The organism is Mesorhizobium sp. P171375 (assembly GCF_057786075.1).
The window spans coordinates 2,968,768-2,995,700 of the sequence record NZ_JBYNWF010000001.1 but is presented as its reverse complement, the minus strand read 5'-3'; the positions used below and the strand labels follow the sequence as shown (position 1 = coordinate 2,995,700).

At 65.4% G+C, this 26,933-nt stretch carries 22 protein-coding genes; 15 read left to right on the top strand and 7 right to left on the bottom strand.

What is annotated here, in order from left to right:
* Positions 1-66: 66 nt before the first annotated feature.
* The 4 genes from ACYHH6_RS14310 to ACYHH6_RS14295 all read right to left on the bottom strand — a co-directional run bounded on the left by ACYHH6_RS14310 (position 67) and on the right by ACYHH6_RS14295 (position 3,589).
* Entirely contained in the window at positions 67-723 is a 657-nt protein-coding gene (locus ACYHH6_RS14310) for a methionine ABC transporter permease (protein WP_352588987.1), read from the bottom strand.
* Entirely contained in the window at positions 704-1,795 is a 1,092-nt protein-coding gene (locus ACYHH6_RS14305) for a methionine ABC transporter ATP-binding protein (protein WP_352588990.1), read from the bottom strand. Before ACYHH6_RS14305 ends, ACYHH6_RS14310 begins: the two co-directional genes overlap by 20 nt.
* An 83-nt stretch (positions 1,796-1,878) precedes the next feature.
* Complete coding sequence (locus ACYHH6_RS14300; protein WP_352588993.1) at positions 1,879-2,733, bottom strand: MetQ/NlpA family lipoprotein; 855 nt, start codon at positions 2,731-2,733, stop codon at positions 1,879-1,881.
* A gap of 172 nt (positions 2,734-2,905) precedes the next feature.
* Positions 2,906-3,589, bottom strand: a complete 684-nt coding sequence (locus tag ACYHH6_RS14295; protein WP_352588996.1) for an SDR family NAD(P)-dependent oxidoreductase — start codon at positions 3,587-3,589, stop codon at positions 2,906-2,908.
* A gap of 415 nt (positions 3,590-4,004) precedes the next feature.
* Between ACYHH6_RS14295 and ACYHH6_RS14290 the strand changes: the two genes are divergently transcribed.
* Positions 4,005-5,120, top strand: coding sequence for an anhydro-N-acetylmuramic acid kinase (locus tag ACYHH6_RS14290; protein WP_352588999.1), 1,116 nt, complete (start codon positions 4,005-4,007; stop codon positions 5,118-5,120).
* On the opposite strand, the gene ACYHH6_RS14285 is transcribed toward ACYHH6_RS14290, so the two are convergent.
* Together ACYHH6_RS14285 and ACYHH6_RS14280 are read right to left on the bottom strand one after the other, a co-directional pair.
* Positions 5,117-5,539 (bottom strand): GNAT family N-acetyltransferase, encoded by a 423-nt coding sequence (locus ACYHH6_RS14285; RefSeq protein WP_352589002.1) that lies wholly within the window; start codon positions 5,537-5,539, stop codon positions 5,117-5,119. The genes ACYHH6_RS14290 and ACYHH6_RS14285 overlap by 4 nt on opposite strands.
* 71 nt (positions 5,540-5,610) lie before the next feature.
* Positions 5,611-6,789: an MFS transporter gene (locus ACYHH6_RS14280; RefSeq protein ID WP_352589005.1), complete on the bottom strand. Its 1,179-nt coding sequence runs from the start codon at positions 6,787-6,789 to the stop codon at positions 5,611-5,613.
* A gap of 48 nt (positions 6,790-6,837) precedes the next feature.
* Here ACYHH6_RS14280 and ACYHH6_RS14275 point away from each other — a divergent pair, with 48 nt between their 5' ends.
* From ACYHH6_RS14275 to ACYHH6_RS14250, 6 genes are all read left to right on the top strand, one after another.
* Entirely contained in the window at positions 6,838-7,377 is a 540-nt protein-coding gene (locus ACYHH6_RS14275; RefSeq protein ID WP_352589008.1) for an Lrp/AsnC family transcriptional regulator, read from the top strand.
* 98 nt (positions 7,378-7,475) lie between these two features.
* Entirely contained in the window at positions 7,476-8,888 is a 1,413-nt protein-coding gene (locus ACYHH6_RS14270; RefSeq protein WP_352589011.1) for an SWIM zinc finger family protein, read from the top strand.
* Complete coding sequence (locus ACYHH6_RS14265; RefSeq protein WP_352589014.1) at positions 8,885-10,318, top strand: DUF5691 domain-containing protein; 1,434 nt, start codon at positions 8,885-8,887, stop codon at positions 10,316-10,318. Before ACYHH6_RS14270 ends, ACYHH6_RS14265 begins: the two co-directional genes overlap by 4 nt.
* Positions 10,319-10,337: 19 nt before the next feature.
* The gene (locus ACYHH6_RS14260) at positions 10,338-11,417 is read left to right on the top strand and encodes an ATP-binding protein (RefSeq protein WP_352589017.1); all 1,080 of its coding nucleotides are present in this window, start codon (positions 10,338-10,340) and stop codon (positions 11,415-11,417) included.
* Between the two features lie 4 nt (positions 11,418-11,421).
* Positions 11,422-13,671 (top strand): DUF5682 family protein, encoded by a 2,250-nt coding sequence (locus ACYHH6_RS14255; RefSeq protein WP_352589020.1) that lies wholly within the window; start codon positions 11,422-11,424, stop codon positions 13,669-13,671.
* 2 nt (positions 13,672-13,673) lie between these two features.
* The gene (locus tag ACYHH6_RS14250) at positions 13,674-14,906 is read left to right on the top strand and encodes a VWA domain-containing protein (RefSeq protein WP_352589023.1); all 1,233 of its coding nucleotides are present in this window, start codon (positions 13,674-13,676) and stop codon (positions 14,904-14,906) included.
* A gap of 25 nt (positions 14,907-14,931) precedes the next feature.
* Here ACYHH6_RS14250 and tssH read toward each other — a convergent pair whose 3' ends face one another.
* Positions 14,932-17,760, bottom strand: a complete 2,829-nt coding sequence (tssH, locus tag ACYHH6_RS14245) for a type VI secretion system ATPase TssH (RefSeq protein WP_352589297.1) — start codon at positions 17,758-17,760, stop codon at positions 14,932-14,934.
* Positions 17,761-18,085: 325 nt separating this feature from the next.
* On the opposite strand from tssH, the gene tssA reads away from it, so the two are divergent.
* The 8 genes from tssA to tagH are packed head-to-tail and all read left to right on the top strand — an operon-like array spanning position 18,086 to position 26,932.
* Positions 18,086-19,264: a type VI secretion system protein TssA gene (gene tssA, locus ACYHH6_RS14240; RefSeq protein ID WP_352589026.1), complete on the top strand. Its 1,179-nt coding sequence runs from the start codon at positions 18,086-18,088 to the stop codon at positions 19,262-19,264.
* 6 nt (positions 19,265-19,270) lie between these two features.
* The gene (gene tssB / locus ACYHH6_RS14235) at positions 19,271-19,807 is read left to right on the top strand and encodes a type VI secretion system contractile sheath small subunit (RefSeq protein WP_352589029.1); all 537 of its coding nucleotides are present in this window, start codon (positions 19,271-19,273) and stop codon (positions 19,805-19,807) included.
* A 3-nt stretch (positions 19,808-19,810) separates the two neighbouring features.
* Positions 19,811-21,319: a type VI secretion system contractile sheath large subunit gene (gene tssC, locus ACYHH6_RS14230; RefSeq protein ID WP_352589033.1), complete on the top strand. Its 1,509-nt coding sequence runs from the start codon at positions 19,811-19,813 to the stop codon at positions 21,317-21,319.
* 54 nt (positions 21,320-21,373) lie between these two features.
* Positions 21,374-21,823, top strand: a complete 450-nt coding sequence (locus ACYHH6_RS14225; RefSeq protein ID WP_352589300.1) for an Hcp family type VI secretion system effector — start codon at positions 21,374-21,376, stop codon at positions 21,821-21,823.
* Complete coding sequence (tssE, locus tag ACYHH6_RS14220; RefSeq protein ID WP_352589303.1) at positions 21,810-22,565, top strand: type VI secretion system baseplate subunit TssE; 756 nt, start codon at positions 21,810-21,812, stop codon at positions 22,563-22,565. The genes ACYHH6_RS14225 and tssE overlap by 14 nt, the downstream gene beginning before the upstream one ends.
* Before the next feature lies 1 nt (position 22,566).
* Positions 22,567-24,441 (top strand): type VI secretion system baseplate subunit TssF, encoded by a 1,875-nt coding sequence (gene tssF, locus ACYHH6_RS14215; RefSeq protein ID WP_352589036.1) that lies wholly within the window; start codon positions 22,567-22,569, stop codon positions 24,439-24,441.
* Positions 24,405-25,448 carry a type VI secretion system baseplate subunit TssG gene (tssG, locus tag ACYHH6_RS14210; RefSeq protein ID WP_352589039.1) on the top strand — a complete coding sequence of 348 codons (1,044 nt, stop codon included), beginning with the start codon at positions 24,405-24,407 and terminating at the stop codon, positions 25,446-25,448. The genes tssF and tssG overlap by 37 nt, the downstream gene beginning before the upstream one ends.
* Positions 25,445-26,932 (top strand): type VI secretion system-associated FHA domain protein TagH, encoded by a 1,488-nt coding sequence (tagH, locus tag ACYHH6_RS14205; RefSeq protein WP_352589042.1) that lies wholly within the window; start codon positions 25,445-25,447, stop codon positions 26,930-26,932. Before tssG ends, tagH begins: the two co-directional genes overlap by 4 nt.
* The last annotated feature ends 1 nt before the right edge of the window (position 26,933 follow it).

Below are 26,933 nucleotides of genomic sequence, written 5' to 3'. Positions count from 1 at the left end.
TCGAGGCGAATGAAGAAAGCCGGCGCTACCTTTGGCAGCCTGCCGGCAAATAATGTTCGCGGACGCTCATCCGCGCCGATCCAGCCTTGCGACCAGCCGGTCGCCAATCCACTGGATGCCGCAGACGAGGATGATCAGCACGATAACCACGGCGACCATGACGCTGGTCTCAAAACGCTGGTAGCCGTAGCGGATGGCAAGGTCGCCAAGGCCGCCGGCGCCGATGGCGCCAGCCATGGCCGAGGCGCCGATCAGCGTCACCAATGTCACCGTGAAACCGGCGACGATGCCGGGCAAAGCTTCCGGCACCAGCACCTCGCGGATGATCGTCCAGCGGTTGCCGCCCATGGCGCGCGCCGCCTCGATCAGTCCGCGATCGACTTCGCGCAGCGACACTTCGGCGATGCGGGCATAATAGGGCGTCGCGGCGATCGACAGCGGTACGATGGCTGCCCAGGTGCCGATCGAGGTACCGACGATCAGCCGCGTCACCGGGATCAGCGCCACCAGCAGGATGATGAACGGCACTGAGCGGAAGCCGTTGATGACGGCGCCGAGTGCGCGGTTCACCCAGATGTTTTCAGCGATGCCGCCGCGCTCGGTGGCGATCAAGGCCAGACCGAGCGGCAGGCCGAAGACCAGCGAGATAAGGCCCGACGCGGCCGTCATCAGGACGGTCTCCCAGATCGAACGCAGCAGAAGTTCAAACAGAACCGGCGACATGGCCAAGCACCTCCACCCGCGCGTCGCGAGCCTTCAGGAATGTGATCACGTCAGCGAGATGGCCTGCATCGTTGCCCGCCACCGCCACGAACAGCGTGCCGACAGGCTGCTGCTGGACATGGTCGATGCCGCCATGCACCAGGCGGAACGGACCCGGCACCGCCACCGCGAGATCGGACAGCAGCGGGCCACGCGCGGCCTCGCCGGCGACGTCGATCCTGAGGATGAGCTCGGCGCCGTCACCCGGAACAAGCCGGCTGGCAATCTCGGCCGGCAGTTGCGGGCGGATGCCACCAAGCAGGCTCCTGGTGATTTCGGAGCGCGGTTCTGCAAAAACCGACCAGACCGGGCCTTGCTCGACAATACGCCCTGCATCGATCACCGCGACACGATCGGCGATCGAGCGGATCACCTCCATCTCGTGGGTGATAAGCAGGATGGTCAGGCCAAGCTGGCGGTTGATGTCCTTCAGCAAGGCCAGGATCGAGCGCGTGGTCTCCGGGTCGAGCGCCGAGGTCGCTTCGTCGGACAAGAGCAGCGCCGGTCGCGCGGCCAAAGCCCTGGCAATGCCGACGCGCTGCTTCTGGCCGCCCGACAGTGAAGACGGGTAGGCTTTTGCCTTTTCCGATAGGCCGACGAGATCGAGCAGTTCGGCGGCGCGCGCCAGCCGCTCCGCCTTCGGGCGACCCTCGATCTTCAGCGGTAGCGCGACATTGTCCTCGACGGTCTTGGCCGACAAAAGGTTGAAGTGCTGGAAGATCATGCCGATGCGCCGGCGCAGCGGCTGCAGTTCACGCTCGCCGAGCCGGCCGATCTCACGGCCCTCGATAAAGACCTCACCGGAATCCGGCCGTTCCAGCCCGTTGAGGCAGCGGATCAGCGTCGACTTGCCGGCACCGCTGCGGCCGATGATGCCGAGGATCTCGCCCTTCTTCACCGTCAGCGAGACGCCGTCGAGCGCCGGCGTCGCGCCGAAGCGGCGCTTCAGGTCGACAAGGCGGACGACATCCTCCTGCCCGGCGGCAGATATGTGGACCGGATCGGCCAATTCGGCCGTGACGTGCTGGTTCATCTCACTGTCCGTCTCAACGCTGCATACATGCGACAGCGGCCCGCTCAAAAGCGGGCCGCCTGCTCCTGATAACCAGGCGCCGATCAATAGGCGCTGATCCCGGTGCCCTTGTAGACCTTGTCGAACTCGGCCTTGACCTTCTCGTTCTGGTAGGAGGCAACCAGCGTCTTCACCCAGGCTTCGTTCTCATTGCCGGATTTGACGGCAATGAAGTTGCGATAGGGATTGTCGGCCACCGGCTCCTGGGCGATGCGGTTGTCCGGGCCGAGGCCGCTCTTCAGCGCCCAGTCGGTGTTGACGACCGCCGCGTCGAGATCCTCGACCGAGCGACCGACAATGCCGGCATCGAGCTCCTTGATGACGACCTTCTTCGGGTTCTCGGCAATGTCGGCGGTGGTGGCCAGGATGCCGGTGCCGTCCTTCAGCTTGATCACGCCTTCGTTCTGCAGGACGCGCAGCGCGCGGCCTTCATTGGAGGGGTCGTTCGGCAGGCCGATGACCGCGCCTTCCGGCAGGTCGGCAACCTTGGTGTATTTCTTGGAGTAGAGGCCGATCGGCCAGACGCCGGTGTAACCGACGCGCACGATATGATAGCCTTGAGTCTTGATCTGGTTGTCGAGATAGGGCTGGTGCTGGAAGGCATTGGCGTCGATCTCGCCGCGCTCGAGCGCCTCGTTGGGCTGGGTGTAGTCGTTGAACACCACGGTCTCGACGGCCAGGCCCTTTTCGGCGGCCTGGGCGACGACGACGCGCCAGACATCTTCATCCTCGCCGCTGATGATGCCGACCTTGATCGACTTCTTGTCTTCGGCGAAGGACGGCGTCGGCTGCGCCAGGCCGACAAGTGTCACGGCCGAGGCGAAAAGTGCCGCAAGGGCAGCTCGCCGGCTGATAGCCGAAAAAAGAAGAGAATTGGAAGCGTTTCCGCGTTCGAACATTGTCGATCCCTCGTAATCCTGAAGTCATTGCGGCTTGGTGGAATACCAAGCCTTGACGACATCATCGGCAATGCTGTCTGCCGGATCAAAGAACCGCATTTCTTCTCAAACACGAAGCCGGGAATATTCTCTCAAAGATTTCGCGTTCACGAGAACGGCCCTGCCTGACCGATCAGAATGTCTCGACAAAGGGCCGCAGCTCGACCTCGAAACTCCAAGCGCTGCGATGCTGGCGATGGGTTGCGAGATAGGTCTCGGCGATCGCATCGGGCGACAGCTGGCTATCCGGCCGCTCGGACGTCTTCCCAACCGGCTCGATCTGGCCGTCGATGATGAAATGCGCGACATGGATGTTTTTTGGCCCGAGCTCGCGCGCCATGGACTGCGCCAGGCCGCGCAGGCCGAATTTCGGCATGGCAAAGCCGGCTGAGTTGGCAAAGCCCTTGATGCTGGCGGAAGCGCCGGTGAACAGGATCGAACCGGAGCCGCGTGCCAGCAGCCGCCGCGCCGCCTGCTGGCCGACCAGGAAGCCGCCATAGGCGCCAACCAGCAGCGCCTGCTTGACCGCATCGGCATCGATTTCGGCGATCGGACCGCGCGTGCGGCCACTGGCGTTGAAGACGGCAAGCGCCAGCGGGCCTTGCTTGTCGGCGGCCTCGAACAGGCTGGCGACGGAGGCCGGGTCGGCGACATCGGTTTCGACCGCCAGAGCGCCGGTTTCCTCGACCAGCGCCGCGAGTTTGGCAGTGTTGCGGGCGGCAAGCACCACGCGATAGCCTTCTTTGGTCAGAAGGCGTGCCAGCGAGGCACTCAGGCCCGCGCCGGCGCCGGCGATCACTGCGACTTCGGATGCCATGTCATTCTCCCTGACGATTGACGTGTTCGTCTCATAGCTGGCGTCTTGAGCGGCGAGACGCAAGAACGGCGTTGCTCGATTTTCGCCGTTTGACGAAAAACGCTGCCGGCAAATGTCAGCGCCGCCCCTCATTGCCCTGCCGGGCATTTCTCCCCGTATAGTGACGGGGAGAAAGAGGCTGGCCGCAACCTCGGCGCTATTTCTGCAACGCTGGTGATTGGCGAAATCATCAACGAAAGCGCCCCTCTCCCCGTCACTATACGGGGAGAGGATGCCGGCAGGCAGGTGAGGGGCAGCGATAGCGCCGGGGGAATTCAAATCCTGAAACGCTTGCCTTGATCAATACAGGCAAAAGACTTGCCTGCCCGACCGATCCGTCCGACACGTGGTTCAACGGCGATTCGAGAAAGCGACCATGGAACCAATCTGGGCCGTCGGCCTGATGACCGGCACCGTGCTTGACGGCAATATCGACGTCGCGCTGATCAAGACCGATGGCGAGCGTATCGCCGATTTCGGCACCTATACGCTTGCCCCCTACCCCGCAGAGATTCGCAACCTGCTGGAAGAGACGCTGCGCAAAGCCAGGGCGTGGAATTTCGACGGGCCGGAGCCGGCGATCTTTCGCGAGGCAGAAGAGGCGCTGACGCGGGCGCAGTCGGCGGCGGTGAAGGACCTTGTCGAGAGCTACGGCCTGACCATGACCGATATCGGCGTGGTCGGCTTTCACGGCCAGACCGTGCTGCATCGCGCCCCGCAGCCGGGACGGCGCGGCGACACGCGCCAGCTGGGCGACGGCGAGCTGATGCATTCGATCCTCGGCGCCAAGGTCGCCTACGACTTCCGCTCGGCCGATGTGCGCGCCGGCGGCCAGGGCGCGCCGCTGGCGGCGGCCTATCACGCGGCTCTGCTCAAGGAAGCCGACGCCAGCGGCGATACCGCCGTGCTCAATCTCGGCGGCGTCGGCAACATCACCTGGTGGGACGGCAAGGACAATGTCGTCGCCTTCGACACCGGCCCGGCCAATGCGCCGCTCAACGATTTCATCAAGGCGCATGGGCTGGGCGAGATGGACCGCGACGGCAGGTTGGGTGCAGCCGGCACGGTCGATGAGCCAAGGCTCGCCAAGCTGCTGCAGCATCCATACCTGACCAAGCCGTACCCGAAATCGCTCGATCGCTTCGACTTTACCGCTGCAATGGCCGACGGGCTTGGCCTCGAGGATGGCGCGGCGACGCTGACGGCCTTCACCGTCTCCGCCGTCGGCAAGGCGCTCGACCTGCTGCCGCGCCGGCCGAAGCGGCTGGCGGTCAGCGGTGGCGGCCGCCACAACCCGACGATGATGGCGATGCTTAACCGCCGCGCCGGCGTCGAGGTGGTGCAAGCCGAAACGTTGGGCTGGAAGGGCGATGCGGTCGAAGCCGAGTGCTTCGCTTTCCTGGCGGTGCGCGTTTTGCGCGGCCTGCCGATCAGCTTCCCCAGTACCACCGGTGTACCGCGGCCGATGCAAGGCGGACGACTGGCAACTTAAGCGAGCCTTTTCTGCAGGAAAATGCGGCTTCGGCCGGCCGGAAAGTCCGGCAGCGTGCCGAAAGGCCGGTAGCCCTGTCGCTCGTAGACTTTGGCGGCCGTCGGATTGAACGTGTCGATCCAGGCGTTCTGGCAGCCGCGCGCCAGCGCTTCGCGCTCGGCGGCATCCAGCATGTCGCCGGCGATATGCCGGCCGCGCAGGCGTTCGTCGACCCACAGCCATTGCACATAGAGCCAGCCCCAGGCGGTGTAGCCTGAAATGCCGGCGACGACGGCGCGGTCCTCGTCGCGCACGAAGACGGCGAGCGCTTTGCGGCCGGAGGCGCCGACATCGCCGTCATTGAACGCCGTCAGCCGCTCGGCCAAAAAGGTGAGTTCCTCTGGCGAGGGATCGGCGGTGGTCTCAAGCGTCGTGTTCATCCTGATACGGCTCGCATGGTGAGCCGAACCTCTAGCGAAGGACAGGACAGGGACGCAAGCTTTGCCGCCGCTCACGCCCTGACGGACGAACGCCATGTCCCGGCCGCGGCTGCAACCAGCATCAGCAAGGCCGCGACGATCGCGCAGGCGGCAAAGCCGAATGTCGAATAAAGCGGCCCGAAGCTGGTGGTGCCGATAAAGACGGCGAGATAGGTGACCGAGCTGTTCAGGCCCATGATCGTGCCGCGGCGCGACGGATCGAGCGCGGTGAGGCGCATCACCAGCACGTTCAGGCCGAAATGATTGGCAAGGCCCCAGATCGCAATCATGGCGAGGATCAGCACGAAATTGCTGCTTGCCAGCGCTATCGCGACATAGACGGCGGCGACCAAGAGATAGGCGAAAGGCATGACGCGGCGCGCGCCGATGCGGTCGATGACTCCGTCGAGAAAAGCCGCCGTGCCGAAGCCGGCGCCATAGGCGAGTGCGGCGAGCGCGTTAGCGCTGACGGGCTCACCGAGATCCTGATGAAGATGATCGCCGAGATAGCCGTAGACGCCGTAAAAGGCGGTCATGAAGGCGGTGCAGGCGATGAGCAGCGGCACGATGCCGGGAATGGCCAGCGCACCGAACGGCGTCGGCGCCGGGCCGCTCTTCCTGACGTCGCTGAGCGAGGTCATCGACAGGGCGGCGAGCGCAATGGCTGAAAGCACCGCGACGGCGGCGAAGAAGGCGCGCCAGTGCACGAGGTCGGCAAGCACGGCCGACAGTGACACGCCGGCCACCATGGAGACCGTCCAGCCGGTCAGGACGACACCGATGGTGCCGCTTTCGCGGCCGGGCGGCGCGATCGCTGCCGCACTGGCATAGATGGCCGGCATGGCGACGCCGGCGGCAATGCCGGAGACGGCCTGGGCCGCGACCAGCGCGAACACCGTCGGCGCCAAAGCGCTGGCGAGAAGCGCAATCGCCAGCAACAGCAATGCACCCTGCAGCATGCGGCGGGCGCCGACGCCGTCGATGTAGCGGGCGAGGAACAAGGCGCTGGCCGAGGTGCCGAGACCGAATGCGGCCGACGCGGCCATCACCGCCGGCACGCTGGTGCCGAAGGATGCCGCCACTGCCGGAGCGATCGGACCCAAAACCAGTGAGTTGGAGCCGATGACGGCGATGCAACCGGTCAGGAGATAGGCCAGCGCCGGGATCGGCGCTGTTGTTGGGAGCGTTGCTGCTTGATGCGCGTTCGTCATAGGGGCATACTGGCCGAATTAAATTCCGCGACAACAAGGAATTTCGATATGGATGAAGAAACAGATGGTGTTCTGCAGAACAAGCCTGTCGCCCGCGAGCTGGACGCGATCGACCGAAAAATATTAGGCGTGCTGGTCGACGACGCCACGGTCAGCTACGCCGAACTCGGCGAACGCGTCTGCCTTTCGCCCCCGGCGGCGCATGAACGGGTGAAGCGGCTGCGGCGCAACGGCGCCATCCGTGGCACAGCCGTGATCATCGACCCCAAGGCGGTGAAGAAGCCGCTGCTTACCTTCGTGCATATCGACACCAAGGGTTGGGGCAAGACGCCGGAGCTGATGGCGGTTTCCCAATATCCTGAGGTCGAGGAGATCCATTCGGTGGCCGGCGACACCTGCATGCTGCTCAAGGTCCGCACCGAGGACACCAGGGCGCTTGAGGGCTTGTTGGCGCGTCTCTACGAAACGCCCGGCGTCACCTCGACGCGAAGCTATGTCGTGCTGTCGACCTATCTCGAACGGCCGGTGCAGCCGGGCGTCACGACGGAATGGCCGACGCCCCGGCACATGGCAACGCCGCTGTACTAATCTGGGCCATCTTCGTCTTGCCGGAACCACAACAATCCTTCACAAACGGCACCCTATACTGATGCCAGGCATTGATTTGGGGTGACGAGAGGCGCGGCTTGGAATTCGACCTGAAAACCATCGAGGGGCTGGCCCCCGATCAGGCGTCGCTGAGCGCCGCCTCGAAACTCACCAAACGCTCGAACTGGCCGAGGCTGGAGAAGAACGAGCAGCAGGCCTTGATCTGGGGGGAATGCCAGGGCTCCGGCTCCAATCCCTATCGCACCGTGGTCGACACCGGCGACCACGGCTACAAATGCACCTGCCCGTCGCGAAAGTTTCCGTGCAAGCACACGCTGGCGCTGATGTGGATCGCCGCCACCGCGCCCGCCAGCTTCACCGCTGCCGAATCGACGCCGGAGTGGGTGAATGACTGGCTTGGCCGGCGCCGGAAGACGACGGGCCAGCCGGCCACTGCAACGCCGGGCGCGGGGGCCGGCGCGTCCGGCAAGAGCATCGGTGAGGCCGCGCACCCGGATGAAGTCACCGCAATCGAGGACGCTGCCGCAGCGGAGCGCCGCGAGGCGGCACAGCGCAAGCGGGCGGAAGACACGCGGACAGCGGTGGCGGGAGCGCTGGACGAACTCGACCAGTGGATCGCCGACCAGCTGCGGCTCGGCCTTTCCGCCTTTGCCGATGCCAGCAGCGAGCGCTGCCGCCGCATTGCCGCGCGGCTGGTCGACATGAAGGCGACGGCACTCGCCGGACGCATCGACGAGATCCCGGCCCGGTTGATGGCGCTGCGCAGCGAGGAACGGCCGGATGCGGCGATCCGCGAACTCGGCAAGCTGGTGCTGCTGGCCAAGGCCTGGCGCGCGGCACCCGATGATCCCGAGTTCAAGCGGATGGTGTCGGCGTCCGAGACCCGCGACCAGGTTCTGGCCAATCCCGATGCAAAACAGGTCGACAGCCATTGGGAAGTCATCGGCGAGAAGATCGAGACCCGTCGCGACGGTCTTGTCGGTCATTCGACATGGCTGCTCGACCTCAAGTGTCCGACGCCGCAATTTGCGCTGCTGCTCGATTTCTTTCCGGCCTCGGCCGGCCGCCGTTCTGCTGCGTTCACGCCCGGCGACCGCTTCGATGCGCGTCTGGTGTTTTATCCCTCGCGCCAGCCGCTGCGGGCGCTGGTGGCGGAGCGCAAGGGCGATGTCGTGTCCGGGGCCTGGCCGGATTTCGGCCTCGACACAATCAAGGATCCGCTCGCCGCGCATGCATCGCAGCAGGACGCAGCGCCATGGTCCACCGACTGTCCGCTGATGCTGCCGGCGGGCGCGATCCTGCTAGACGAGCGCGGCGCCGCCTGGTGGCAAGCGGCGCACGATCCGCAAGGGATTGCCTTGCCCGTCGCCGGCACCGTCGATCAGACCGTGCTTGGCCTCGACCTCGCGGCAACCGCAGCGCTGTGGAATGGGGGGCGGCTCGATCTCTTGGCCGCGCAAAGCGGGTTCGGGAGGCTCGACCTGTCATGAACGAGCTCGAACTGACCGGCCTGGCGACGATGCGCGACTGCTGGATCACCGGCGGAACGACATTCGATCTGGCCCCAGCCGCGTGGAAGGAAATCGCCGCCGGTGCAAGCCCGGACGAGCGCGAGCGGCTGTTGCTGGCGATCGCCGCGCAGGCGCTCGATGTCGGCTTGCGGCCCGCCGCGCCGACGACATTGAAGCGGCGCCCGCCGCTGCCAAGGCTTGGCCTGCCGATGCTGCCGGAGCGGTTGCGGCCACTGTTGCGCGCTACCCTGAAGAACGCCGCCGATGCGCGGCGCAAGTCACGCGTGGCCACACTCGTCGCCAGCCGCGGCTACGTGCTGCATCCCATGGACTGGATGCCCTCCGCGTCGGATCAGAACAGCCCCGACGTCTATGCGCCGTGGATCGACTGGCAGGCCAGCGTGGAGGGGCTGAAGACCAGCCCGCAGGAGCAGCTGACGGTGCAGAACTGGGATGACTTCTACCCCGCCGCGCGCCGCAGCGCGCTGGCCGAGATGCGCCGCCGCGATCCGGCGGCGGCCCGTTCGCTGATTGAGACCAAGGCGCCGGGCGAACCGGCGGAAGTCCGGCTTGCACTGATCGAACTCATGCATTTCGGCCTGACGCCCGCGGATGCGCCGTTCCTGAAAAGCCTGGCCGCCGACCGCTCCGGCAAGGTGCAGGAACTGGCGGGCCGGCTGCTGGCAAGGCTGGGCGAGCACGGCCGCGCCGGCGACGGTCGAGCCGACGATCCCGTTGCCGAACTCGCTGCCTTCATTGCCGAAGGCAAATCCGGTTTCATCCGCCGCCGCATCACCTACACGCCGGCAAAGCTGAAGTCGGCTGCCCAAGAAAGTCGGCGCGTCGACCTGTTTGCGAGCTGTTATCTGGTCGACCTTGCCGCGCGCTTCGGTAAAATGGAATCCGATTTCATCGGGGCATGGCAATTCGGTGTCGACGACAGAGCCGATCTGTCTCTCGTTCGGATGGTCGCGGTATCCGGCAGCGATGCCACGGTGGCACTGTTGGCAGATACGCTGGCCGCCGAGGGCGGCAAATCGGCATTGTTTGTCTTCCACCTCATGTTGCGTTTGGACAGCGGCAGGAAGCGCACCCTTATCAGGCAGATCCTGAAGGACGCGCAGAATCTTGAAGCGCTCAACCTGGTCGAAGGCGCCGAAACAAGCTGGTTGGAATGGGGCGATCTGACAAATGGCAAGGCGCTGTCGGTACTGCGCTCCAAGGTTGCGGGAAACGACGAGCCCGCGAAGCGAAGCGCAGACCACGCCCTGGAAACGATAGGCTTTCTTGCCACTGCGGCGACAGCGGAACGACTGATCGGCGACATCGTTGGGGCCGGCATGCCGCCGGCGGCGGCTTCGCTCGCTTTTCTGCGCCTCAATGCAGCCCTGACGGGAACCAACACATGACAATCCGGAGAACAGCACCATGAACGCAGCGATCCGCCTCCCGGTCGAGCAGGCTTATGCGTCCGAACTGCAGGCGCTGGCGCGCAATGACGACCGCCAGAAGCCGGCGGGATGGAGCCTGTCGCCAAAGGCCGTGCTGACCTATCTGCTCGGCGGCAAGGCCAGCGACGGCACCGTGATATCGCCGAAATATGTCGGCCGCCGCGGGCTGATGGAAACCGCGGTGGCGACGCTCGCCACCGACCGCGCGCTGCTGCTGCTCGGCGTTCCCGGCACCGCCAAGTCCTGGGTGTCGGAACATCTCGCCGCCGCCATCATGGGCAATTCCACGCTGATCGTGCAGTGCACGGCCGGCACGGACGAGAACCAGATTCGCTATGGCTGGAACTATGCGCAGCTTTTGGCAAAGGGACCGAGCCAGGAAGCGCTGGTGCCAACGCCGCTCTACCGCGCCATGGAGAGCGGCAAGCTCTGCCGTCTGGAAGAGCTGACGCGCATGGGCTCCGACGTGCAGGACACGCTGATCACCGTCCTATCGGAAAAGATGATGCCGATCCCGGAACTCAATACGTCGATCTACGCCCAGCGTGGCTTCAACATCATCGCCACCGCCAATAACCGCGACAAGGGCGTCAACGAACTGTCCTCGGCGCTGAAACGCCGCTTCAATGTGGTGGTGCTGCCGCTGCCCGAAGACATGGCCGAAGAGGTGGCGATCGTCGCCAAGCGGGTCGACGAGATGGCCGGCGGGCTCGACCTGCCGGTGCCGAAAAATGTCGGCGAGGAGATCGCCCGCGTGCTGACCATCTTCCGCGAGTTGCGCTCGGGCGCCACCGCCGACGGCAAGGTGACGCTGAAGACGCCTTCCGGTTCGCTGTCGACCGCCGAGGCGATCGCCACCATGGTCGGCGGCCTCAGCCAGGCGGCGTGGTTCGACAGCGGCAAGCTCGGCGCCGAAGGCCTTGCCGCCAGCCTTGTCGGCGCCATCATCAAGGATCCGGTGCAGGACAAGGTGGTGCTGGAGGAGTATCTCGAAACAGTGCTCAAGAAGCGGCCCGACTATGCCGGCTACTACGCGGCGCTGAACGCAGCGATCTGAGGTCATGAGCGACGTCGCCTATTTCGGCATCCGCCATCACGGGCCGGGCTCCGCCGCCAGCCTGGTGCAGGCGCTGCGCGACCTGCAACCGGTCGCCGTGCTGATCGAAGGGCCGAGCGACGCATCCGCCCTGCTGCCGCTGCTGGCGCGTCCGGAAATGCAACCGCCGGTGGCGCTGCTGTGCTATCCCGAAGACGATCCGGCCGCGACCAGCTTCTGGCCGTTCGCCGAGTTCTCACCCGAATACCAGGCGGCGGTGTGGGCGGTGGAGAACAAGGCGGCTTTGCGGTTCATCGACCTGCCGTCATCGGCGCGCTTCGCGTCGGCGACGGAGAGCGCCGACAAGACCGGTGAGGCCGACAAGGCCGAGCCCAAGGAGGAAACCGGCGAGGATGGCGAGGCGGCTTCTCATCGCGATCCGATCGGCACACTGGCTGCGGCCGCCGGCTATGAGGACGGCGAGAGCTGGTGGGCCGACATCATCGAGCAGAACCCGCAGCCGGGTCCGATCTTCACGGCCATCGCCGATGCGATGACGACGCTGCGCGATGGCGAAGGCACGATCGCGCCGTTCGAGGCCAAACGTGAAGCGCATATGCGGCTGGAAATCGCTGCCGCGCGCAAGGAGTTCGACGGACCGATCGCTGTCGTCTGCGGCGCATGGCACGTGCCGGCCTTGCAGGCCGCGCACACGCAGAAGAACGACCAGGCGCTGATCAAGGGAATTGCCCGGCGCAAGAGCACGATGACATGGGCACCATGGACGGGACCGCGTCTGGCACTGGGCTATGGCTATGGCGCCGGTGTCGTTGCGCCGGGCTGGTGCAAACATCTGTGGCGCACGCGCGAGCGGCGCGATGCCGCGACGCTTTGGCTGGCGATGATCGCGGCAGTGCTGCGGGCGAAGGGCCATCTGGTCTCGACGGCGTCGCTGATCGAGGCCGAGCGGCTTGCGCGCACGCTGGCTGCCATTCGCGACCGGCCGAAACCCGGCTTCGAGGAATTGCGCGACGCGGCGATCGCGGCGCTGTTCAACGGCGAAGCGGTGCTGTGGTCCCTCGTTGAAGCCGAGCTGCTTTTGGGCGCGGATGTCGGCGAGATCCCACCCGACACGCCGCTGGCCCCGCTGATCGAGGATCTGCAGCGCAACCAGAAAGCGGCACGACTGAAGCCGGAGGCGCTGGAGCGCGAACTGTCCGTCGACCTGCGCAGCGAAAGCGGGCTGTTTCGCTCGACATTGCTGCACCGGCTGAACGTGCTCGGCGTGCAGTGGGGCAGGCTGGCCGACGCCGGCCGCAGCCGCGGGACCTTCCGCGAAAAGTGGACCCTGGCCTGGGAGCCGGAATATGCCGTGCGCCTGGTCGAGAACCTGATCTATGGCCCGACCATCGAAAAGGCTGCCAATGGCCGCCTGACTCAGATGCTCGGCGCCGCGGCCAGCCTCGACACGCTTGCCGCACTGGTCCAGAGCGCCATCACGGCGGATCTGTCGGAGGCCGCGAGCGCCGGTCTTGCGGCGCTGGAGGCACGCGCGGCGCACAGCAGCGAGTGCCTGGAAATCCTGGCCTCGGTGCCGCCGCTTGCCGACATCATCCGTTACGGCGAGGCGCGCAAGACCGAAACCAACCGGCTATCCGGTTTGCTGGAACGACTGATCGTCGAAGGCGCGATCGCGCTGCCCTATGCGGTGCGCGACCTCGACGAGCAGGCCGCCACGACGCTGGTCGGCGCGGTGCGCAAGGCCGACGCGGCGATCCGCCTGATCGAGCCCGGCGAAGACGTGCTCGATGCCTGGCGCAATGGACTGGTCGGCGTGCTGGATGGCGCGCGATCGACAGCGCTGCTCGCCGGCTGTGCCGCGCATCTCCTCTACGAAGCCGGCCAGCTGTCGGCCGAGGACACCGCCGGACTGCTCGGGCGCAGGCTGTCGCCGGGAACGCCGGTGGCGCAGGCGGCGGGTTTTTTCGAAGGTTTCTTCAGCACCGCCGGTCAGCGGCTGATCTATGACGAAGGCTTGCGCGGCGCGGTCGATGCGTGGCTCAAATCGCTCGACGAGCAGACCTTCATCGCGCATCTGCCACTGCTGCGCCGCGTCTTCTCCAATCTGGACAGCATGGAGCGGCGGCGGCTGATCGAGGCAGTGCTCGGCCGCACCGCCAGGCTGCCGGCCGGCCTGACGCCGGCGCCGGATGGCGGCGAAGGCTGGCGCCGGCACCTGGAGCGGCTTGGCCCCCTGCTTGCGAGCGAAGCGTGACGATGGAAGACGAAACAAACGCGGAAGGTACCGCCACTGCATCGGCCGATGGCGACCGCGAGCGCCGCTGGCGGCTGGCGATCGGCGCCGATGACGAGGCTTCGTCTGTCCTTTCCAGCGACGACAAAAAACTGTCGTCGGCGCTCGATGCGCTTTACGGCGATGGCGCCAATACCGATGCCGACCCGCGCAAGCGGCGTGGCGGGCTTGGCCGCTCGGCGCCGCGCGTGGCGCAGTGGATGGGCGATATCCGCTCCTTCTTTCCAGCACAGGTGGTCCAGATCGTCCAGAAGGACGCCTTCGAACGGCTGAACCTGAAGCAGATGCTGATGGAGCCGGAATTCCTCAAGGCGATCGAGGCCGACGTCAACCTCGTCGCCGACCTGATTTCGCTGCGCTCGGTGATGCCGGCCAAGACCAAGGACATTGCCCGCACCATCATCGCCGACATCGTCGCCAAGCTGATGCAGCGGCTGGAGCAGAAGACCGCCGAGGCGATCCGCGGCGCGCTCGACCGCTCGCGGCGCACCAACCGCCCGCGCCAACGCGACATCGACTGGCCGCGCACCATTTCGGCCAACCTTCGCCACTACCAGCCGGAGCACAAAACTATCGTGCCGGAAAAACTCGTCGGTTTCATGCGCAAGCAGCGCCGGCTGGTCGATCTCGACGAGGTGGTGCTGTGCGTCGACCAGTCCGGTTCGATGGCGAGCTCGGTGATCTATGCCTCGATCTTCGCTGCTGTCATGGGCTCGCTGCCGGTGGTGCGCACCAAGCTGGTCTGCTTCGATACGGCAATTGTCGACCTGACCGAGGAGCTCAGCGATCCCGTCGAAGTGCTGTTTGGCGTGCAGCTTGGCGGGGGCACCGACATCAACCAGGCGGTCGCCTATTGCGCCGATCGCATCGAGCGGCCGACCAAATCCCATTTCGTGCTGATCACCGACCTTTATGAAGGCGGCAACGGACAGGACTTGCTGCGGCGGCTGGCGGCGCTGGTGCGATCCGGCGTCAATGTCGTGGTTCTGCTGGCGCTGACCGATCAGGGCCGGCCGGGCTACGATCCGGCGATGTCGGCCTCGGTCGCAGCGCTCGGCATACCGGTCTTCGCCTGCACGCCGGACCTGTTTCCCGACATGATGGCGGCGGCGTTGCGGCGCGAGGATATCGGCGCCTGGGCGGCGGGCGCAGACATCAAACTGATCCGCGCCGAGACGGAGACACCGCAGCAATAGAGCCGGCACAGGCTCGCTGTGAGACCTATTCGAACGAATAGGCAAACCCGTCCGCGGAAGCGCTGACCGTCACCTTGGTCATCTTCTCGCCGTCGAGCGACCGGTTCAGCACGCCGCGGCTGAGTTCCGGCAGCAGGGTGTTGGTCAGGATGGCGTCGATCATGCGGCCGCCGGACTCGATCTCGGTGCAGCGCGCCTTGACCAGCGCCATGACGCCATCGCCGATCACCAGTTCGGCATCGTGGCTGGCGCGCAGCCGCCGGGCGATCTTGCCGAATTGGTGGCGGGTGATGGCTTCGATCATCGAATCCGACAGCGGGTAGTAGGGAATGGTCACGACGCGGCCGAGAAAGGCCGCCGGGAATACCTTCAGCAACGGGGGGCGCAGGGCGGCGTCGAGGCCGTCGAGCCCTGCCCTCACCGTGCCGTTCTGGGTCCGCTCCATGATGACTTCGGAGCCGACATTGGAGGTCAGCAGGATCAGCGTGTTCTTGAAGTCGATGCGCCGGCCTTCGCTGTCATCCATCATGCCCTTGTCGAAAACCTGGAAGAAGATTTCGTGCACATCGGGATGGGCCTTCTCGACCTCGTCGAGCAGGATCACCGAATAGGGTTTTCTGCGCACGGCCTCGGTCAGGATGCCGCCCTTGCCGTAGCCGACATAGCCGGGCGGTGCACCCTTCAGCGTCGAGACGGTGTGCGCCTCCTGGAACTCGGACATGTTGATCGAGATCAGGTTCTGCTCGCCGCCATAGAGCGTTTCGGCCAGCGCCAGCGCCGTCTCCGTCTTGCCAACGCCCGATGGGCCGCAGAGCAGGAACACACCGACCGGCTTTTCCGGCGCGCCGAGCCCGGCGCGGCTGGTCTGCACGCGCTTGGCGATCATCTCCATGGCGTGGTCCTGGCCGACGACGCGTTCGGACAGAGTGGTGGCCAGCTTGAGCGCCTTCTCGGTCTGGCTGGACAGCATTCTCCCCGTCGGGATGCCGGTCCAATCCTGAACCACGGCAGCCACCGCATTGCGGTCGACGGAGGGCAGGATCAGCGGGGTCTCGCCCTGCGCGGTGGCAAGCTCGGCCATGAGTTCACGCAGCCGCGCAAGATCGGCTGCCGGATCTGACGGCGCTGCCTCTGTATCCGCAAGCCCCTCGCCCTTGGCTTTGGCCGCCTTGGCCTTGGGCTTTTCAGCCTTAGGTGTTTCAGCCTTGGGTGTTTCAGCCTTTGGCGCCTCGGCCTTCGGCACCTTGGTCTTTTCCGCGTCTGGCGCCGCCGTTTCGGCATCGGCCTCAGCGGTCGCCACCTCATCGAGCGGCACGCCGCCGCCGCGCAGCCGCGCGCGCAATTCGAGGATCTCGGCTACCAGCGCCTTTTCGCGCTCCCAACGCTCCTCGGCGGCGGCGAGCGTCGTCTCGGTCTCGGCGAGCCCTGCCTCGACCCGCGCCTGCCGGTCGGCCACTTCGATGCCGATCGCGGCCTCGCGGCCGATGATGCCGCTTTCGACCTCCAGCGCCTGGCGGCGGCGCAAAATGTCCTCGACCTCAGCCGGCGTGGCATGCTGCGAGACCGCGACCCTGGCGCAAGCGGTGTCGAGCAGGCTCACCGCCTTGTCAGGCAATTGCCGCGCCGGAATGTAGCGATGCGACAAGGCCACCGCCGCCTCGATCGCCTCGTCGAGGATCTGCACCTCGTGGTGCTGTTCGAGCACGCCGGCGACGCCGCGCAGCATGAGAACGGCGACCGCTTCCGACGGCTCGTCGATCTTGACCACCTGGAAACGGCGGGTCAGCGCCGGGTCCTTTTCGATGTGCTGCTTGTATTCGGCCCAGGTGGTTGCCGCGATGGTGCGCAGTTCGCCGCGCGCCAGCGCCGGTTTCAGCAGATTGGCGGCGTCGCCGGTTCCGGCGGCACCGCCGGCGCCGATCAGCGTATGCGCCTCGTCGATGAACAGGATCACCGGCGTTTCGGAGGATTGAACCTCGTCGATGACCGTCTTCAGGCGCTTTTCGAACTCGCCCTTGACGCTGGCGCCGGCCTGCATGAGGCCGACATCGAGCATGCGCACGCTGATGCCTTGCAGCGGCGGCGGTACGTCACCCTGGGCGATGCGCAAGGCGAAGCCCTCGACCACCGCCGTCTTGCCGACGCCGGCCTCGCCGGTCAGGATCGGGTTGTTCTGCCGGCGCCGCATCAGGATATCGATGATCTGCCGGATCTCCGGATCGCGGCCGACGACCGGATCGATCTTGCCGTCATGGGCGCGCTGGGTGAGGTCGGTGGCGTACTTGGCCAGCGCGGAATCCCCGCCCGGAGCCCGCCGCGGCGCCTCGGCGGCGGGAGTAGCCGCAGCCGCAGCGCCGGCTTCGAGTGAACCCTCGACCACCTCGGCGAAGCGGGCGATGACCGCGTCGGCGTCGATCTTGTCGAACTCGCCGCTGATCTTCGACATCAGGCCTTCCAGCACCGGTGTCTTCAGGCAGGCAAGGATAATATGCGCGCTGCGGACCTCATCGGCCTTGAACTGCAGCCCGGCCAAGCTCCAGGCTTCCTGGATGGCATGAAAGATGTGATCGGAAAATTCCTCGATCGAGGTGGCGCCATAGGGCAGCTTGTCGACCGCGCGGCTCATGTCGCCGGCCAGTTTGCCCATATCAACATCGGCATCGGCAAGGATCATCTGAACGTCGCTGCGTTCCGAAAGCACCAGTTGCTCGATGAAGTGGACAAGTTCGACATAAGGGTTGCCGCGAAGCTTTGCCGCTGCGGCCGCTGCGCCGAAGGCCCGCTTGCTGGTCGGGTTCAGCTTGTCGACCAGTTCCTTGCGTTTGACACTCTGCGACGACCGGCGCTGTTCCATCGAACCTGCTCCTGCAATCTGCCCGTCGACAGCCTGCCACATAAGCAGCCGCTTGACAAAGCGCGTCATTCAGCCGGCCGCTTCCCTTTGTGGAAAGTCCCGCGCCACCAAATGCAGACAACCACGATTTTTTCCAATTCTATGCGATGCGCTTCACATACGGGGCTGGGCAAGCAGGCCATAGATTGCGCCATTCGAGATGCAGTTGCACTGGCTCGCGGTAGCGCCCGTTAACTTTTGAGCGGTTTGCCGAATTGTGGTAGGGTGCAACCGTGTGCTAACGTTGGGTCACGTACGGTTTTAGAGCCGGTCGCTGGGGGTAGCTGTGATCGATCTCGCACTCTGGCTTGCTCCGTTGGACGGTGAAAATCCGTCAGGCGAAGACTTGCGCAACGATCCGGTCTTTCACGAGCTCGAGCGCCTCACCGAGCCGCAGGTCAAGGTTGTCCATGACGGGCGCAACAAGCCTGCCGCGCAATCGACGATTCCGGTCGATTGGCCTGCCGTTCTTGGCAAGGCCGAGGAATTGCGTTCGCATGGCCGCGACCTGCGCCTGCTTGTCATCGTTGCCCGGGCGCTTGCCAATGAAGAAGGGCTCGCCGGGCTGGCGCAGGGCCTGACACTGATCGCGCAGACTTTCGAGGCGCATTGGGAGACGATGCACCCGGCGCTGCGGCCAGGCGGTCAGCCGCGCGACGCCGCCTTGCGCCGCCTCAACGCGCTGGCCGACCTGCAGAATGGCCAGGACGGGCTGCTGGCGGACCTCAGGCAGATGGTTTTCTTCGCCCCACGACCGATGGGGCCGATCACTGGACGCGATCTTGAACAGGGCGCGCTCGACGACCGCGTCATGCTTCAGGAAGCGGCCTCGGGATTGAATGCCGCCGAAAAGGCAGCGCTGGTCAGCGCGCATGGGCAGCTGCTGAACCGGGTGGGCAGCGGATGCGCGGCGCAGATGGATCAGGCCGGTGAACAGATGACGGCGCTGATCGCCAATGCTCACGGCGCGATCGGAGCGCTGGACGCGGTCGACACGGCGCTGAACGCCCGGCTTGAAGGCAATGGCGCGGCGGTTCCGGACCTGAAGCGCTTTTTGCAGCGCGTGCTGACGACGCTGGAACGCAACACGGCGGTGGAAACGACGGCCGCGGCGGCGACGAATGGCGCAGCCAGCCCGGCGCCTGCCACGGCAAGCCCGGCAATGCCGGCCAGAAACGGTCATGGAGCCGAGACGATGGCAAGCTACGCAGAGCCAGGTGTGGGCCTCCCCGACAGGATTTCCTCGCGCGACGATGTGGTGAAGTGCCTCGACCTTGTGGTGGCGTTCTACGATCGCACCGAGCCGTCGAGCCCGATCCCGCATCTCGCCCGCCGGGTGCGCCGGATGGTGCACATGGATTTTGTTGAACTGATGGAAGATCTCGCCCCGTCGGGGCTGAAGGAATTCCGGCTGCTCGCCGGTGTTCCCGACGCCAAGAAGACTGCCCAAAAGGATGAAAGGTAGCAACACATGCCAGCCGAAAGCAAAGCGAAGGTCATCGAGCGAAATCGCGCCCCGCGCGTGCAGATCGCCTACGATGTCGAAACCTACGGCAGCCCGACGACGATCGAACTGCCGTTCGTCATGGGCGTGATGGCCGACCTGTCGGGCGCATCGCAGACCCGGGAAGCGGCAAAGACGGTGCTCGACCGTTCCTTTGTCGAGACCGATGCCAACCGCTTCCCCAAATTCATGGAAGCAATGGGGCCCAGGGTCAAGGCGCGGGTGAAGAACACCTTGCCGCAGGCCGAAGGCCAGGAGCGCGACGAAGAGCTCGCACTCGACCTGACCTTCACCAAGATGGGCGATTTCGCCCCTGACAAGATCGCCGAACAGGTGCCTCAACTGGCCGAGATCCTCAAGATGCGGCGCCAGCTCGAGGAACTGCTCGGCTTCATGGACGGTCGCGTCGATGCCGAAAAGCGCATCGCGCAGTTGCTGAACAATCAGCCGCTGCTTGGCCAGATCGCTGCCCAGGCGCTGTCCGACGACAAGGGTGAGGAATAAATCATGGCCGAACAGCAAAAGACCGCAGCATCCGTCGCCGAGGCCGAGGCCGTCGATCTCGGAGAGTTCAGCCAGCTGCTGGAAAAGGACTTCAAGGTCAAGAAGGACGACAGCGAGAAGCTGCAGCAGCTTGTGCGCAACCTGGCGCTGGCGGCGCAGTCGCGCTCGGAGACGACGACGATTTCGTCGAATTCGATCAAGTCGATCAAGTCGCTGATCGCCGGCATCGACAAGATGCTGACGACGCAGGTCAACGAAATCCTGCACGCACCGGAAGTGCGGGAGATGGAAGGCACATGGCGCGGCCTTTGGTATCTCATCAACAACACCGAGACGGATGCCAAGCATCTCAAGATCCGGGTGATGAACATCTCCAAGGAGCAACTGGCCGACACGCTTGAAGACTATGAAGGCCAGATGTGGGACCAGAGCCCGATCTTCAAGAAAGTCTACACGGACGAGTATTCGATGCTCGGCGGCGAGCCGATCGGTTGCATCGTTGGCGCTTACGAGTTTTCGAACCATCCGCGCGACGTCGGCCTGCTGCGCAACATCTCCGGCATCTGCGCCTCGGCGCACACGCCGTTCATCGCCGCCGCCTCGCCGCGGCTGTTCCGCATGGACAGCTGGCAGGAACTGCCCAACCCGCAGGACCTGCAGATGATCGTGAGCAATCCGGCCTATGCTTCGTGGCAGTCGCTGCGCGAGAGCGAGGACGCCCGCTATATTGGGCTGACCATGCCGCGCGTGCTGGCGCGTCTGCCCTACGGGTCCGAGACCGTTCCGGTCAAGGGCTTCTCCTTCGAGGAGGAGGTGCAGGGCGACCACAACAAATATGTCTGGATGAACGCCGCCTTCCCGATGGGCGTCAACATCAACCGCAGCCACAAGCTCTATGGCTGGGGCACGCAGATCCGCGGCGTCGAGAACGGCGGCACGGTGCTCAATTTGCCGGTGCACGCTTTCCCGACGGACGACGGCTCGATCGCGATGAAATGCCCGACCGAGGTCGCCATCGATGACCGGCGCGAGGCGGAACTGGCCAAGCTTGGTCTGATGCCGATCCTGCACCGCAAGAACACCGATCTGGCCGCCTTCATCGGCGCTCACTCGCTGCAGGACGACGAGACGCGTGCCGGACGCCTCGTCGATCCCGACGCCCAGTCCAACGAACGGCTCTCCGCCAACCTGCCGTATCTGTTCCCGGTTTCCCGTTTCGCGCACTACCTCAAGGCTATTGCGCGCGACAAGATCGGCTCGTTCAAGGAACGCTCCGACATGCAGATCTGGTTGACCGAATGGATCAACCGGTACGTGCTGGCCAACCCGGCCTTCGCCGACGACAAGGCGCGCGCCAAGCGTCCGCTTGCCGCCGCCGAGGTGCAGGTCGACAGCGTGGAGGGCCGGCCGGGCTATTACAACGCCCGCTTCTATCTGCGCCCGCACTACCAGCTGGAAGGCATCAACGCCTCGCTCCGGCTGGTGTCGGAATTGCCGTCCGTGAAGACCTGATTGCAGCAACCAACCTTGTTTTGTTGAAAGCGGTGGAGAACGAAAATGCCCACAATGAAGATCGACGGTTTTCTGAAAGTTCCGGATATCAAGGGCCCCAGCACGCGCGACGGCCACGACGACGAGATCGAGATCCATGGCGTCGACTACAAGATGGTCGCGCCCTATGACCCCAATTCCCTCTCGCGCCGCGGCCGCGTGTCGATGGGCATGATCAAGTTCACCAAGCACTATGACAAGGCCTCACCCTATCTGGCCAAGGCCCTGTTCGAGAACAAGGCGCTGGACGAGGTCAAGTTCTCGGCGCGGCGGACCATCGACGGCGAGAGCAAGGACTATCTGGTCGTTACCCTGACCGACGCCTCGATCATGGAATACGACATGACGCAGGCCGACGATGAAGCCGACCTGATCCAGGAGGAGGTCTCCTTCGCCTACAAGAAGATCAAGTTCGTCTATGACGACAATGACGAAGCCGAAATGGATGTCTATGTCGGCAAGTGAGGGGCGTGCAAAGCGCCCTGCCGCGGACAAGGCACAGGCGGGCGGTTCACGGGCCAAGCGCGAGGCAGTACAGCCTTCGCTCTGGGACCGCCTCGTCAACGATTTGCCCGGCCTGAGTTCCGAGATAGACGGGCTCAGGCAGGCTCTGCACGACGAACTCGGCGAGGAGCGCCTCGACGAGCTGCTGGCGGACGGACCGAGGCGCATCGACGCCGACGACGCATTGAACCCCGATCAGAAACGCCGGCTGCACAGGCTGGCGTTTCAGAACCGGCACCGCGGCGAGCTCGAAAGCCGTGGCATCGTGGTCTCGCCCGACGTGCTGCGCGAGGCCGTGCGGCGCGACATCGAGGCGTTGTTCAACACCGAACGCTTCGAGTCGACGCCCATGCTTTCCGATCTCGAGGCCGAGCAGATGACCGACAGCCCGACAGCGCTGGACGACTTTCCGGAGGTGCGCCGCAGCGTGGTCAATTACGGCGTGCCGGCCTTCTCCGGCCGTTCATCGCGCGACTTCGACCGCGATGTTCTGGCGCGTGAGATCCGCGCCGTGCTCGCCACCTTCGAGCCGCGGCTGAAGGAAAGCGCGACGAAAGTCACGGTCAATCTTGGCGACAAGACCGGCCTGAAAATCGAGATCGACGCCGTGCTGATCATGACGCCGACGCCTGAGCGCATGCGCCTGCGCACGACGATCAATCTCGACAACGGCGTGGCGCGCACCGAGTTCAGGGAAGCCTGAGATGGACCGGGTCTTCGTAGAATATTACGAGGAGGAACTGTCCCACATTCGCGGGCTGGCGGCGGAGTTCGCCGACATGCATCCGGCGGTTGCCCGCAATCTGTCGCTGGATACGGTGCCGTGTCCCGATCCTTATGTCGAGCGGCTGCTCGACGGCGTCGCCTTTCTCGCCGCGCGCACGCGGCTGAAGGTGGATGCCGAACGCTCGCGTTTTTCGCGCGCCATCCTCGATGTGCTTTATCCCGATCTCGTCACGCCGGCACCGGCAACCGCCATGGTGGTGCTGAAGCCCGGCCAGCAGGTGCAGACCATGCTTGCCGGCCATGTCGTCAAGCGCGGCACGCGGCTGGTCTCCAGCCTGCAGGCCGGCCTGTCGACACGCTGCACATTCACCACGGCGCAGGACATGACGCTGTTTCCGATCGCGATCAGTTCGGTCGGCTATTTCCAGGATCGCAGCGCATTGGCCGCCGCCGGCATTGGCCCGATCGGCGGCAAGGGCGGCGAAGCCGCACTTCGCATCACGCTTGCCCCGACCGGAAAGGTCAAACTGGGCGAACTGGCGCTCGACCGGCTTGACCTCTACTTCGCCAACCGCACCAAGGCGCCGCTGACGTTCGACGCGATCTTCGGCGTCTGCTCTGGCGTCGGCGCAAGACCTGAAGGCAAGACCAATCCGCTGTCGCCCCTGCCGGCGCCGGAGATGGTTGGCATCGCCGATGCCGAGGCGATGATGCCGCGCACGCGGCCGACCTTCGAAGGTTACCGGCTGTTGCGCGAATATTTCATGATGCCCGAGCGCTTCCATTATGCGCGCGTAACCGGCTTGCAGCCGGTGGTGCGCAAATGCCAGGCGGGCCTTGAGATCATCTTCCTGTTCAGGCGCCCGGTGCCCGAGCTCGCCGATCTGTCGCCGGCGGATTTCGAACTTTTCGCGACGCCGATCATCAATCTCTTCGAGCGCGAGTGCAACGTCATCGAGCTCGATCACCGCAAGACGCGCCAGGTGCTGCACGCCGACCGCACGCGCGCGCGCGATTTTGAGATCTACCGCGTCATCCGCGTCGAAGATGCTGACGCCGAAGGTCCCGATGCGGAAATACCGGAGCTCTTCAGCCTCGGACAAAACCGTGGCAGCGGCTGGGTCTATTCGACCGAGCGGCGGCCGCGTCGGCCAACCGAGGACGAGCGCAGCCAGGGCGTGACGCGCACCTCCTATGCCGGCGACGACGTCTTCCTGGCGATCTCGCGCCCGGTCCACAGTCAAGCCAACCGGCCGCTGAAGCGCGTCGACATCGCGGCGCTGTGCACCAACCGCGACCTGGCCATCCTCGACGACACGCCTAACCTGACGCTGGAAGCCGGCGACCCGGTGGAGACGGTGCGGCTGCTCGGCGCTTTGCGTTCACCGCAGCCGGCCATTCCGGCAGCGCTGCCGGCCGGCGCCGACGGCGAGTCGCGCGCCGATGATCTCGCCTGGCGGCTGGTGTCACAGCTGGCGCTCAACTTCCTCAGCCTGGCCAAGGAAGGCCGCGGCGTCGATCCGCTGCACGCGCTGCTCGATCTCTACGCCGAACGCGGCGATCCCGGGCTTGCCCGCAATGTGCGCTCGATCGTGCGCATCGACTCGCGCGCGGTGATCGAAAGGCTGGCGATCGAAGGACCGATGTGTTTCGGCCGCGGCACGGAAGTGACGCTGCATGTCGACCAGTCGGTGCTGGCAGGACAAAGCACCTTGCTGCTGTCGGGCCTGCTGTCGCGGCTGTTTGCCCGCCATGCCGGCATCAATGGGTTCGTGCGCACCCGCACACGTTTGCTCCAGAAACAGGAGGATGTGCCATGGCCGATGACGCCCGGCAATCGCTACCTGATCTAGAGCGAGCCGCAACCCTGTCCGAGAGTTTCGACTTTTTCGAACTGCTGCGCCGGCTGGAAAGGCAAGGCGGCCTGTTCGGCCATTCCGGCCGACCGGATCGCGAGCCGGCAAGGCTCGGCCAGAATGTGCGCCTGTCCTTCGCGGTGCAGGACGTGGTGGATTTCCGCGAGCCGACGGACAAGTCGCCGGCACGCGTTACGGTCAACAATCTCGGCCTGCTCGGACCCGAAGGGCCAATGCCGTTGCATCTGACGCGCTGGGTGCTCGATCGCCTGTCGCAACGCTGGTACGCGGGTGCGGAGGCACGGCAGACGAGCGACACGACCTTCGTCGATTTCGTCAACATCTTGCAGCACCGGATGATCGCGCTCTACTACCGCGCATGGGCGGATGCGCATCCGGCGGTGCAGGTCGAACGCGGGGTCGGGGGCCGCGTCCGCTCCATGCTGGAAGCGATGGCCGGCATCGGTCTGCCGGGTACGCAGAATGCCGAACTCGACGCGGTGAAGCTTCGCCAGGCCGCCTCGCTCGCTGCCCAAGTCGACGGCCCCGAGCGGCTGACGCTGTTCCTGGCCGAAGCCTTCAAGGTGCCGGTGGTGCTGAAGGAGTTTGTCGCCGCCTGGCTGACCATCCCGAAGGTGTTGCAGACGCGGCTTGCCGGCAGCTACGCCACGCTCGGCCGCAGCGCCACCATCGGCCCGCGCAGCTTCAGCCGGCAGAGCCGTATCGAGCTGCGCATCGGCGCGCTGAGCTACAAGGACTACAAGGCCTTCCTGCCGGGCGGCGAGCGGCTGAAGCTGTTGAAGCAGGCGGTGCGCGACCTGATCGGCGAGACCATCGATGTCGATCTGAGGATCGTGCTTGCAGCAAAGGCAGTGCCGCCGGCGAAGCTTGGAACCGTCCAGCTTGCCCGCACCACCTGGCTGAAACGGCCCGTCGAAAAGGGAGATGCCGACGACATGCGGCTGCGGACCATTGTCGGCTGGCGGGAAGAGGTGGCGGCATGAGCCTGCTGCTGACGCTCGAACAGGGACCACGCGCGCAAGTCACGCGGCAGGCGCGGCTGGACGAGGGTGAGCTGGTGATCGGCCGCAGCGCCGACGCCGACTGGCAGATCAACGATCCCGACATGTTCGTCTCGCGTGCCCACTGCACAATCACCAGCAAGCAGGGCGGCTATTTCGTCACCGACACCTCCAGCAGCGGGTTGTTCATCGACGATGCCGCCAGCCCGCTCGGCGCGGGAAATTCGGCGCGCCTGCAAAGCGGCATGCGGCTGCGGCTGGGCGACTATGTCGTGTGGGTCGACCTGCAGACAGCGACGACCGAACCGCCGGCCTCCAGGCCCTCAGCGCCTGCCAGTAAGCCGGCGGCGTCGCGGGCACCGGTCAGTCTCGGCGGCGACGATTTCTTTTCGTCCACGACGGAAGAAGAACCGGGACGGCCGCGACCCGCCGACCTGCCCGATCCGTTCGAGAAGCCGGCGCCCGGCGCATTCGCGCGCGCGCGCTCCGACGAACGCAGCTCGCAGGCGTTCGACGATCCATTCAGCCTCGACCCGGTGGCGACGCCGGCGCCGGAGGCCGCCACCGACAAAGGCGGCGGCAAGCCGCTGTTCGACGACCCCTTCGGCCTCGACTCCGCGCCGCTGTCGAGAGAGCCGATCAGATCCAGTTCCGAGAAGCCGCCGGCCTTTGATGACGGGTTTGGTTTTGGCCCTGCCGAGTCCACCAGCCTCGACGCCGGCGTGACGGATGGCGGCGGAAGCGATGCGCCCACGCCTGCCCCCTCTCCTGCGCCTTGGGACCTGCCCGTCCGCGCGGCCGCGCCATCGCCACGGCAGCCACCACCAGCCCCGTCTCCACCGCCGCCGCGCGCTCCTGTCCGGCAAGCCGCGGCGCGGCCGCCGGCCGGACAGTCGAACACGGAATTGCGCGCGGCTTTCCTGCGCGGCATGGGAATGGACGAGGCAGATTTTCCCGGCCGCGACCCGGTGGCCGATATGGAGAAGTTCGGCCGCGAATACCGGCTGATGATGGAAGGGCTGATGCAGCTTTTGCGCAAGCGCGCCGAAGAGAAGGGCAATGCCCGCGTCGCCCAAACCGTGGTTGGCGCATCCGAGGTCAACCCGCTCAAATTCCTGCCCTCGGTCGACGATGCGCTGGTGACCATCCTGGCCGAGCGCAGCCCCGGTTTCCTAGGCGCCGAGGCGGCGATCCAGGATGCGGTGCGCGATCTGGCGCAGCACCACGTTCGCGCTTGGCGCGGCGTGCAGGGCGCGCTCAAGCGCATGATCGATCGCTTCGATCCGGCGGCGATCGAGCAGGAACTGAAGTCGAGTTCTGCGATCGGCAATCTGCTGACCGGCGGGCGCGGCGCCAAGCTCTGGGAACTGTACCAGAAACGCCACAGTGAAATCGCTCACAGCGCCGAGACGCGCTTTCTGGGCGAAATCGGCGCTGATTTTCGAGACGCATATGAGGAGGACTAGG

What these genes read in the sequence shown, in the direction of transcription:
- ACYHH6_RS14275 (WP_352589008.1), top strand. Translation starts at nt 6,838, where the DNA reads ATGGATGAAGAAACAGATGGTGTTCTGCAGAACAAGCCTGTCGCCCGC.
- ACYHH6_RS14265 (WP_352589014.1), top strand. Translation starts at nt 8,885, where the DNA reads ATGAACGAGCTCGAACTGACCGGCCTGGCGACGATGCGCGACTGCTGG.
- ACYHH6_RS14255 (WP_352589020.1), top strand. Translation starts at nt 11,422, where the DNA reads ATGAGCGACGTCGCCTATTTCGGCATCCGCCATCACGGGCCGGGCTCC.
- ACYHH6_RS14290 (WP_352588999.1), top strand. Translation starts at nt 4,005, where the DNA reads ATGGAACCAATCTGGGCCGTCGGCCTGATGACCGGCACCGTGCTTGAC.
- ACYHH6_RS14295 (WP_352588996.1), bottom strand. Translation starts at nt 3,589, where the DNA reads ATGGCATCCGAAGTCGCAGTGATCGCCGGCGCCGGCGCGGGCCTGAGT.
- tagH (WP_352589042.1), top strand. Translation starts at nt 25,445, where the DNA reads ATGAGCCTGCTGCTGACGCTCGAACAGGGACCACGCGCGCAAGTCACG.
- ACYHH6_RS14305 (WP_352588990.1), bottom strand. Translation starts at nt 1,795, where the DNA reads ATGAACCAGCACGTCACGGCCGAATTGGCCGATCCGGTCCACATATCT.
- ACYHH6_RS14225 (WP_352589300.1), top strand. Translation starts at nt 21,374, where the DNA reads ATGAAGATCGACGGTTTTCTGAAAGTTCCGGATATCAAGGGCCCCAGC.
- tssC (WP_352589033.1), top strand. Translation starts at nt 19,811, where the DNA reads ATGGCCGAACAGCAAAAGACCGCAGCATCCGTCGCCGAGGCCGAGGCC.
- ACYHH6_RS14285 (WP_352589002.1), bottom strand. Translation starts at nt 5,539, where the DNA reads ATGAACACGACGCTTGAGACCACCGCCGATCCCTCGCCAGAGGAACTC.
- ACYHH6_RS14260 (WP_352589017.1), top strand. Translation starts at nt 10,338, where the DNA reads ATGAACGCAGCGATCCGCCTCCCGGTCGAGCAGGCTTATGCGTCCGAA.
- tssB (WP_352589029.1), top strand. Translation starts at nt 19,271, where the DNA reads ATGCCAGCCGAAAGCAAAGCGAAGGTCATCGAGCGAAATCGCGCCCCG.
- ACYHH6_RS14310 (WP_352588987.1), bottom strand. Translation starts at nt 723, where the DNA reads ATGTCGCCGGTTCTGTTTGAACTTCTGCTGCGTTCGATCTGGGAGACC.
- tssG (WP_352589039.1), top strand. Translation starts at nt 24,405, where the DNA reads ATGGCCGATGACGCCCGGCAATCGCTACCTGATCTAGAGCGAGCCGCA.
- ACYHH6_RS14280 (WP_352589005.1), bottom strand. Translation starts at nt 6,789, where the DNA reads ATGACGAACGCGCATCAAGCAGCAACGCTCCCAACAACAGCGCCGATC.
- tssH (WP_352589297.1), bottom strand. Translation starts at nt 17,760, where the DNA reads ATGGAACAGCGCCGGTCGTCGCAGAGTGTCAAACGCAAGGAACTGGTC.
- ACYHH6_RS14250 (WP_352589023.1), top strand. Translation starts at nt 13,674, where the DNA reads ATGGAAGACGAAACAAACGCGGAAGGTACCGCCACTGCATCGGCCGAT.
- ACYHH6_RS14300 (WP_352588993.1), bottom strand. Translation starts at nt 2,733, where the DNA reads ATGTTCGAACGCGGAAACGCTTCCAATTCTCTTCTTTTTTCGGCTATC.
- tssF (WP_352589036.1), top strand. Translation starts at nt 22,567, where the DNA reads ATGGACCGGGTCTTCGTAGAATATTACGAGGAGGAACTGTCCCACATT.
- tssE (WP_352589303.1), top strand. Translation starts at nt 21,810, where the DNA reads ATGTCGGCAAGTGAGGGGCGTGCAAAGCGCCCTGCCGCGGACAAGGCA.